This window comes from Streptomyces sp. NPDC006265 (assembly GCF_040613555.1).
Classification (GTDB): domain Bacteria; phylum Actinomycetota; class Actinomycetes; order Streptomycetales; family Streptomycetaceae; genus Streptomyces.
Genome location: NZ_JBEXSH010000370.1, coordinates 1 through 8,316, shown reverse-complemented (window position 1 = coordinate 8,316; position 8,316 = coordinate 1). Strand labels below are relative to the sequence as shown.

General features: G+C 66.5%; 9 protein-coding genes and 2 pseudogenes. 8 read left to right on the top strand and 3 right to left on the bottom strand.

Going from position 1 to position 8,316, the window contains the following annotated elements; all coding sequences use genetic code 11:
- A partial coding sequence (locus ABZ281_RS26810; RefSeq protein WP_356659438.1) for an NAD(P)H-binding protein occupies nucleotides 1–462 on the bottom strand: 462 nt, incomplete at its 3' end.
- 136 nt (nucleotides 463–598) lie between these two features.
- On the opposite strand from ABZ281_RS26810, the gene ABZ281_RS26805 reads away from it, so the two are divergent.
- Entirely contained in the window at nucleotides 599–1,447 is an 849-nt protein-coding gene (locus ABZ281_RS26805; RefSeq protein ID WP_356659436.1) for a helix-turn-helix transcriptional regulator, read from the top strand.
- A gap of 57 nt (nucleotides 1,448–1,504) precedes the next feature.
- Here ABZ281_RS26805 and ABZ281_RS26800 read toward each other — a convergent pair.
- Nucleotides 1,505–1,714 (bottom strand): annotated as a pseudogene (locus ABZ281_RS26800) (IS630 family transposase); the annotation flags it as partial.
- Between the two features lie 39 nt (nucleotides 1,715–1,753).
- On the bottom strand, nucleotides 1,754–1,987 hold the full coding sequence (locus ABZ281_RS26795) for a hypothetical protein (RefSeq protein ID WP_356659434.1): 234 nt from the start codon (nucleotides 1,985–1,987) through the stop codon (nucleotides 1,754–1,756).
- Here ABZ281_RS26795 and ABZ281_RS26790 point away from each other — a divergent pair.
- The 7 genes and pseudogenes from ABZ281_RS26790 to ABZ281_RS26760 all read left to right on the top strand — a co-directional run.
- Nucleotides 1,979–2,287 (top strand): annotated as a pseudogene (locus ABZ281_RS26790) (3'-5' exonuclease); the annotation flags it as partial. The gene ABZ281_RS26795 and the pseudogene ABZ281_RS26790 sit on opposite strands and share 9 nt — an antisense overlap.
- Before the next feature lie 155 nt (nucleotides 2,288–2,442).
- Nucleotides 2,443–2,775, top strand: coding sequence for a hypothetical protein (locus tag ABZ281_RS26785; protein WP_356659432.1), 333 nt, complete (start codon nucleotides 2,443–2,445; stop codon nucleotides 2,773–2,775).
- Between the two features lie 76 nt (nucleotides 2,776–2,851).
- Nucleotides 2,852–3,163, top strand: coding sequence for a pore-forming ESAT-6 family protein (locus tag ABZ281_RS26780; RefSeq protein WP_356659430.1), 312 nt, complete (start codon nucleotides 2,852–2,854; stop codon nucleotides 3,161–3,163).
- A gap of 40 nt (nucleotides 3,164–3,203) precedes the next feature.
- The gene (locus tag ABZ281_RS26775; protein WP_356659428.1) at nucleotides 3,204–3,596 is read left to right on the top strand and encodes a DUF6507 family protein; all 393 of its coding nucleotides are present in this window, start codon (nucleotides 3,204–3,206) and stop codon (nucleotides 3,594–3,596) included.
- Nucleotides 3,593–6,004 (top strand): hypothetical protein, encoded by a 2,412-nt coding sequence (locus ABZ281_RS26770; RefSeq protein ID WP_356659426.1) that lies wholly within the window; start codon nucleotides 3,593–3,595, stop codon nucleotides 6,002–6,004. The genes ABZ281_RS26775 and ABZ281_RS26770 overlap by 4 nt, the downstream gene beginning before the upstream one ends.
- A 12-nt stretch (nucleotides 6,005–6,016) precedes the next feature.
- Nucleotides 6,017–6,895, top strand: coding sequence for an immunity 49 family protein (locus ABZ281_RS26765; protein WP_356659424.1), 879 nt, complete (start codon nucleotides 6,017–6,019; stop codon nucleotides 6,893–6,895).
- A gap of 453 nt (nucleotides 6,896–7,348) precedes the next feature.
- Nucleotides 7,349–8,224: a pentapeptide repeat-containing protein gene (locus tag ABZ281_RS26760; RefSeq protein ID WP_356659422.1), complete on the top strand. Its 876-nt coding sequence runs from the start codon at nucleotides 7,349–7,351 to the stop codon at nucleotides 8,222–8,224.
- Nucleotides 8,225–8,316: the final 92 nt, after the last annotated feature.

Genomic DNA, 8,316 nt, shown 5'->3' with positions numbered 1-8,316 from the left:
GAGCAGCTCGCGCTCGGCCTCGGCCTTGGACTCGGGGTAGGCGCCCCACATCTCGCCGCCCGGCAGGCTCTCGTCCTCCTCGGTCAGCGGACGACCCCGCCCGATACCGTACACATTGCCCGTGCTGACCTGCACGAACCGCTCCACGCCCAAGGCCTGCGCGGCGCGGCCCAAGGCCACTGCGGCGTCCCGGTTGACGGCCCACGCTTCCTCGTCCGGCACCCCGCGGAAGGAGGCGGCGATGTTCACGACGGCGTCCACGCCGGCGAGTGCCTTGGCGAGTGCCTCCTCGTCGCGCATGTCTCCCACGGCGACCTGTGCGCCCAGCTCCGCGAAGCGCTCGCCGCGGGCCGCGTCACGTACCAGCACCCGCACCTGCTCGCCCGGCTGCCGCTGGGCCAGCAGCCTCGGCACGAAGCGGCGTCCGACCTGTCCCGTCGTACCGGTCACCAAAGTCAGCATGATGTGCTCCTCACGCACTGTGTCACCTGTCGTTGACGACCAGCCTCGGCCGGTGCGGGAGCGATCGGGAGAGACCTCTTCATCAGGGGATCGGGAGTCCCTGGATAAGCCGGCCGGCCTCCTGCACCCTGAAGAGGTGAACCGAGGCGAAATCGCGGACTTCCTGCGCCGCACCCGCGCCCGCCTGGACCCCTCCGACGTGGGCCTCACGGCGGGAGCCCGCCGCCGTACGCCGGGGCTGCGCCGTGAGGAGGTGGCCCAGCTGGCCGGCATGTCCGTGGACTACTACACGCGGCTGGAACAGTCCCGGGGCCCGCGCCCGTCCCGCCAGATGCTCACCGCGCTGGCCCGCGCCCTGCGCCTGACGGAGGACGAACGCGACCACCTCTTCCACCTCACCGGTGAACAGCCGCCGCGCCGGGAGGCGACCAGCACGCACGTGCGCCCGGCTCTGCTCCTGATGCTGGACCGGCTGCACGACACCCCGGCCATGGTGGCGACCGACTGCGGCGAGGTCCTGGCCCAGAACGCGCTGTCGCGGGCGCTGAGCGGAGACGTCCTCGCCCGCCCGCCCCGGGGACGCAACATGATCCGCCGCTTCTTCCTGGACCCGGCAACCCGGGAACTGTTCCCACCCGAGGACCGCCCCGTGCGTGCCCGCGAGCAGGTCGCCGGCCTGCGAGCGGTGGCCTCGGCACGCCCCACGGACCCCGAACCCGCCGCACTCGTGGCCGAACTGCACGCCGCGAGCGAGGAGTTCGCCCACCTCTGGGACGAGCACCAGGTCGCCGTACGCCGCGCCGCCACGAAACGCTTTCGGCACCCTGCGATCGGCATCCTCGAACTCGACTGCGAGGTCCTCGTCAACTCCGACCACAACCAGCAGCTCGTCATCCACACGGCCCGCCCCGGCACGGAGTCGCACCAGCGCTTGCAGCTGCTGCGGGTGGTCGGCTTGCAGGACCTTACGCCGACGAGTTCGTGAAGTGCGTGCCGTCCATTGAGGTTGAACCCGTGGTGTCGTGCTGTAGCCCAGGTGGGTCTGAAGTGACAGGCCGGTCTCGGCGAGGCAGCCATCCATGAGGTCGCTGCGGTACTGAATATGCCGTAGGCCGCGTCGGATGCGCTGGGTGGGGTGTTCGGGGGTGCTGAAGGCGACGTTGGAGAGCCGGCCGCGTCGAAGGAGGGACCAGATCCCTTCGACGGGGTTGAGTTCGGGCGCGCAGGGCGGGAGGCAGTGGATGGTCTGCCAGTGAAATCGGCTGCGGTGGTCTGGCAGAGGTCGGCCTCGTCAATGCCCGAGACTTCGCGTCACGAACGTCATGTGCTGAACGTTTCCCTGCCTGTTCCAAGTGGAGTGGTTCCCTGCGCTCTCGACGCCCCGGACCCGGTCACAGAGCCACTCCTCGCCGGCACTCGCCGCCGCTCCACGGAAGTCACCGAGACGGGTGAGGCACTTGGCGGCCTCCCGGTTGGCGTCCTCGTACTGCCTGCCGTGCGGCACCTTGGACAGGTGGGAGTTCACATCTGGACCATGTTCCGTTTCAAGGGGTTGGAGTACCAGCGCGTGATCACCGCCGGGGTCAGCGACGGTCTCGGCCCGCGCGAGCAGGTCAACCAGTTGCGCCAGGTGGACCCCGCCCGCTACCGGGGGGGGGAGCTCCAGCGGGCACGATCCCTACTGTTCGTTGCGGTGACCCGGGCACGCGACAGCCTCAACGCCTTCTGGCATGGCACCCCGAGCCCATTCCTGCCGTCTGCCGTGAACGGCGAGGCAGGAACGGCGTATCTGTCCTGTCCCCGGAGCTCCGGGCGACGGCCATAAACGTACGAGATCAAGCCAGTTCAGTGTCATCTGCGTTGCGCCTGCAACGCGAGGTACGGAAGAATGTTCGACGAACTGTGAGTCACACGTGACGTGTGAGTACGCTGCAGTGATCGCGCAGCGCCACTGCGCAACACGCTTACGGGGGTAGGGGTATGAAGTTCGACATGGGGTCGACGACCCTGTCGGAGCTCGGGAAGAGCACCGTCGGCTCGAGTGAGGATCTGGGCACGCTGATCACGTGGCTGATCCAGGCGGCGGAGCCGTTGGAGGGGAAGTTCAACGGGGCGGGCAAGGCCGCGTTCGACGCCTTCAAGCTCAACGCCGACGAGATCACGGCCGCGCTGAACGGCTCGCTGAGTGCGATCCTGGGCGGCCAGTCCGGCATGGACACCGCGTTCGGGACCGGTGACGTGGAGCTGGAGGACAACGCCCATCAGAACATGGGTTCCGCCAACTTCGACGCGGCTCGCTTCGGCGCGCGGTAGCCACGACGGCGCGCATGCGCCGGCCCGTCATCCCGAAGTCACCTTCACCATCACCGTTTTCAGGGGGAATCCGACCATGGGTCAGAACCAGGACCGCCGTTCGTACGACACCGGCGCTTCCGGTGAGGTGCAGATCAGCCTGCACTCTGTCATCGGGCAGTTGGAGCGGGTCCTGAGCGACCGCGACCGCGCGGTGAAGGCCGCGATGGCCGACTTCACCGCAGACGGAGTCGCCGACGAGTACCACGGCAAGGAGACGCGCTGGCACCGCGCCGCCGGTGAGGTCCGCGAGATCATCCGCCTGGTGCGCACGACGATGGAGCAGAACGACGGGACCGCGCAGACGACCCTGGCCAAGGCACGGGCGGCCGTGGACAACATCGGCTGACGCCGAGCAGTAGCAGGGGGAAGGGAACGGGGGCTGACGCATGCCTGCGTGGGACATCTCTCCGTCCGGGGTCCAAGGTGTGGTCTCGAAGGTGGGCGACGTCATGAAGGTCCTGGACGAGATCGTCCAGGCGTACTCGGGTGACGTGCAGGGCGCGGCCACCTCGGCCGGGACGCTCGCTCCCGGCGGGACGGGTGGCGAGCACAAGGGGCAGACCGGGTTGGTCGCCGCAGCGCTCGCGGAGTTCATGGAAGGCACCGCCGACGAGCTGAAGTTCATCGGCGAGCGCATCGGCAAGACGGTGGGCGGCGCGGTGGAGGCCACGGTGGCGTACCGGGACGGTGACCTGGAAATGGCCGCGGAAGTGCAGCAGCGGGCAGCCGGACTCATCCGGCCCGACATGCCGGGCGGCTGGAAGGCAGGCCGCCTGTGATCAAGCCGGAGTCCATTCCGCTGTTCACCGGCGATCTCGGCCGGCTGGAGCAGCACACGGACGCCCTGCGGAAAGAAGCCGACGGCATCCGCCAGGCCGGCGGGGAGGCCCATCGGCAGTTCCAAGGCCTGTCGGCCTTCTACCAGGCACCGGAGGCAGAAGACCTCTTCGCCTCCACCAAGCCGGTGAGCGATGCCGCCGACCGTTTCGGGGACAAGGTCGCCACGGTGGCCGACGCACTGCGGACGTACGCGGCCGAAGTCGCGCCGATCGCCAAGCGGTTGGAACACTTGCAGACCCAGGCGGCCACATTCGCCGCGGGGCTGAAGACCGACAGCGGGGCGTTCGACGAGAACTGGACCGATGACGCGGACAAGGTCTCGGAGCACCAGGCTCTGATGCATGACGTGAACGTCGCACAGGCTGCGTTCGCCGCTGCCGAGATCACCTGCAACAACAAGATCACGGCACTGGTCGGCGGCACCCAGTACGTGATGAACACCGGCGCGAAGCAGTTCGTGCCCCGCGGCGCGGAGCTCTACGGCTACAGCGCCGAGGTGCTGGACCAGGCGAAGGAACTCCCCTGGGGCACGCCGGTCACCCAGTCGCACGACTGGTGGGACCCCGACGACCTCGGCTACTACGCCAAGAGCTTCTTCTGGGACGGCATCGTCGTCGACAACGTCTGGGGCACCATCGACGGCCTCGCAACCCTGGCCGGCTTCCACGGCTCGGACAGCGCGGGCCAGGCCTGGGAAGGCCTGGCCCGGGCCATCGTCGGAGCAGAGACCTATCTCATGGAGTCCGGCAGCCAGAAGCCCACAGGGATCTTCGCGTCCGACTTCGCACAGGAGAGCAAGGGATACGCCAAAGAGTTCGCCAAGGGCTTCGTCGCCTGGGACATGTGGGAGGAGAACCCCTCCCGCGCGGCAGCCACCGTCGTCTTCAACGGACTCACCCTCGGCGCCGGCCCGCTCAAGATCGCATCCGCCGGCAAGGCAGGCACCGCCGCCAAGGTCGCCACCACGGTCGCGAAGGTCGGCGACGTGATCGACCCGGTCGGCGCCGCGGTCAAGGTGACCGGGCACGCCGTACCGAGAATCGCCGAGGTCGCGGCGAACCTGCGCGGAGTGAACGACATCCCCGACCTGACCGCCCGGCACAGCGTCCTGGAACTCTCCGATGGTTCCAAGCTCGTCATCGAGAACGGCGAGTTCATCGCGTACGACAAACACGGCGACGTCGTCAGCGACGCACCGAAGGCGGAACGTTCATCCACGACCGGGGACACACCGGAGGAGTTGGCGGGACGAGAGCGAGAACTTGCAGGGGTTGGCGGCAGGTCACAGTCGCCGCAGGCATCCACGCACACAGGCGGCGGAACCGCTGGAACAACAGCCGATACCGGTGGCAGCGTTCGAGGACACACCTCGCATGCATCGTCGCCCAGCCAAGGAACAGGCGATGCCAACGGGTCGGGTAGCGGCCACGAGTCGTCGAGATCTGCCGCGAGGCCAGGCGGCTCGGATCACAATTCCGGAGGAACAAATTCCGCCGGAGACCGGGAACTCTCCGCCGAGGAACGAAAGCGCATCCGGGACGAGCATATTGGGAAGGCCAACAACGACCCGGCCTGGCGCGAGGAACACTATGACGCTCTCGACCGGCGCAAGGACGCCTCAAGGATCGTTGACGGTGTCGAGTTGCCCATCCTCGCCAGGGACGCGAACGGCAAGCTGGTGTCCAAGTACGACCTGCCGAGCGGGCCATCGGATGTCAAGTATGGGCGCACACCGCTGGGGCCGGACTCGGCCGACCCCGTGCATCGTCCCGAACTCGACAGGCTGGCGAAAGACCGCAAGGTGGCAGGGCACCTCACCGATGCGTCAAAGGCAGTCGAGGAAGCCCCCACACCTGAAGCGCACGAGGCCCTCAAAAGAGCACAGGAGGCATACGCCGAGCAGCTCGGCGACGTGCCCAACAACAGCAAGATATCCGAGAAGCTGGGCGAGAAGTCCGCTGAGCTGCACGTGGTCCCGCATGAGTTCCCAGGTGCCGAGTGGGTACCGCTTCCAAAGACGCCCAACGGCGCCGACATGTTCGACCAGGTGTACAAGCTCGGCGATGACGGCGGCTATGTGATCGTAGAAGCGAAGGCACCCTCGGCGGACCTCGGTTGGCGCAGAGGAGCGGGCCCCTACGAGGGCATGTTGGTCAAACAGGGCACCAAGGAGTATTTCTACACGATTCTTGAGAAGATGTGGGCGCGAGGCGGGAAGGATGCCGAGATCGCCAACGCTCTCGAGGACGCCCTGGAGGCCGAAAAGCTGCAGTACGTCCTGGTGAAGGTGAATGAGAACACGGGGTCCTACGCTGGTGCTGTGATGGAATACTTCAAGATCCGTTAGAGGAGGGGTTCAGTGGTCACGAGCGTTCCGCGTCATGACTTCCGCACGGACAACGCGGCCGAGGCCATGGCGCCGCTCATCGATGGGACGCGTCGAGTTCTCGACCGACTGGAAAGGTCGGAGATCTCCCGCCACCGGGCGCTGAGCAGCACCCTGACCATGGCGAAGTGGCGCTGCCTGACGGATCCCGAAGCAGCGAAACTGGAGACATGGGAGGCCTGGGTCACAGCGATGCAGGTCGGTTGTGCTCTGTTCGACTCAGCCACAGCCGCCGAGGGACCCGTACCGTGCCGGATCGGGAGCGCAGACGAGGTGAGGAACCTGCCTGCGACGGGGCCGACGCCTTATACCCATGCGGGGGCATGGCTCACGTCGGTCTATCTGGCGACGATCTGCCGCGAGAACGACCGTCTCGATCGCCTGATGCGGGTACCTGTGTCGTTTCTGCGTGACTCCGTTCCCGAGGGAGCGGCTTTCGATGACTACGTCTACGACTGGGTAGAGACACTCCAGAGCTACTGGGCCGGTCGAGCCACGGATATGTGGGACAAGCTGGTAGCGGCGGTCAAAGGCACCGATCCCGAGCGGGAGGGCGTCCTTGACAAGGAAATGATACTGAAGATCCTTTATCCGCCGCTCGAACTCTTCCATCGCTTCCAACTGCGGGAATCCGATCAGTTCAACAGCGCACTGGTCGCCGCCGTCACCGGGCACAAGCAGTACTGGTCCGGCGACGAGGCGCGTGTCCTGAGCGGGGACGGCCTGGTGGCCCTCGCTCCCCTCGCTCTGGCCTGTATGGCTTACGACAACGAATTCCCCATCGAAGTCGAGTCCGAGTACTTGCCCGAGCATCTGCTGAGGCGTTCATGGGTCGGCGAGTTCGAGACGTGATCCACGTTCTCCGCGAGACGGGCGACCGAAGACCGTGACGGCTCATGACTACGACAACCAACTGCTGGAGTCGGTGTCCGTCCGCCGATGGCGCATTCGGGACGCCCCGCCCTTCTTCGCCTGCACCCCGGGCCCGAGAGGCGCTCCGGATCTCCTGGCACGGGCAGCGCAGCACGTTTCTCGGCACGGTCGAGGCAAAGTTCCTGTCCATAAGCTCAGTTGGAGCTTATGATCGCCAACAAGGCGGGGTCGTAGCATAGAGGCAGTGCGCCGCGACATCATCTCGGAGGACGTCGGTTCGAATCCGACCGCCCCGCCCCTCCCACAGTGATGGTCGCCGACCTGAACCCGCACGATCGTCCGGATGCTTGCGGGCGCGGAACTCGCCCTGTGCCTCCCCTCGCAGGCCGGTGACGGTGACGGCACATGACTCGGCGGCCCACCAGAAAGAGCGTGAAACGTCACTTGGACGTGAAGCGAAACGTCCGAACGATGCCGCCCGATGCGGAAGCCGCTGCCGTTCTGCGGGAGTGGGTCGATGAAGAGGACTCCCTTCTTGACGCTTCGGCGCTGGATCTGTCCCGGGCGGACCTGTCAGGTGCGGACCTCGCCATGGCGCTCATGACGCAGGCGGTCCTCCGAAGCGCCAGACTCCTCGGCACAGACCTGTACAGGGCCCATCTGGAAGGCGCTGTCCTCGATGAAGCCGACCTCTCCCGCGCGTCGCTGGTCAAGGCTGAACTCGATGATGCCTCCCTGCGTGGTGCCACTCTGGATGAAGCAGACCTGGGGAGCACCAGCCTCTACGCAGTCGATGCCCGGTCGGCCCGCTTCCGGGCGGCGAAGCTCCATGGCGCTTCACTGATCGACGTCAGGCTGGAGGGTGCTGATCTCACCAACGCGGCAGTACGTGAGACGTCCGTGAAGGCGGTGCTCGACGAGCACACCGTCGTACGAGGGCTCTCCGGCACACTCTTCGGCCCGGCGGTCATCGACCATGGCGGCGAGCAATACGAGTTGAGCGGGCCGGACCTTGAGCAGTGGCTGAACAGCCGCGGGGCGACAGTACGGGTTCTCGGCCCACGCTCTGGTGACATCACCTACTACGCCAAGTTCATTGAGGGGTACTCGCGCAGCAATCCTCAGGGCATCGTCAGACGCCGCTTGGTGAACGGCGTAGCGCATGACGAGGCGTTCACCAGGAATCTGCGCTGGGAACCGACCGAGTACCTTCGGCGCTACGCACTGGGGCACAACGAAGTCGACCATGTGCAGATCACCGAAGCGGAAGCGGTCGCGTTCATCGAAGGACTCAAGGGCGGCAATTGAGGGGCCACGAAGTTTCCGGACAGGCACCCAATAGGGTTGTCCTGGACAAGGAAACGAGGAAGAAGTGGCGCCACCCAGTAAGTACTCGCCGG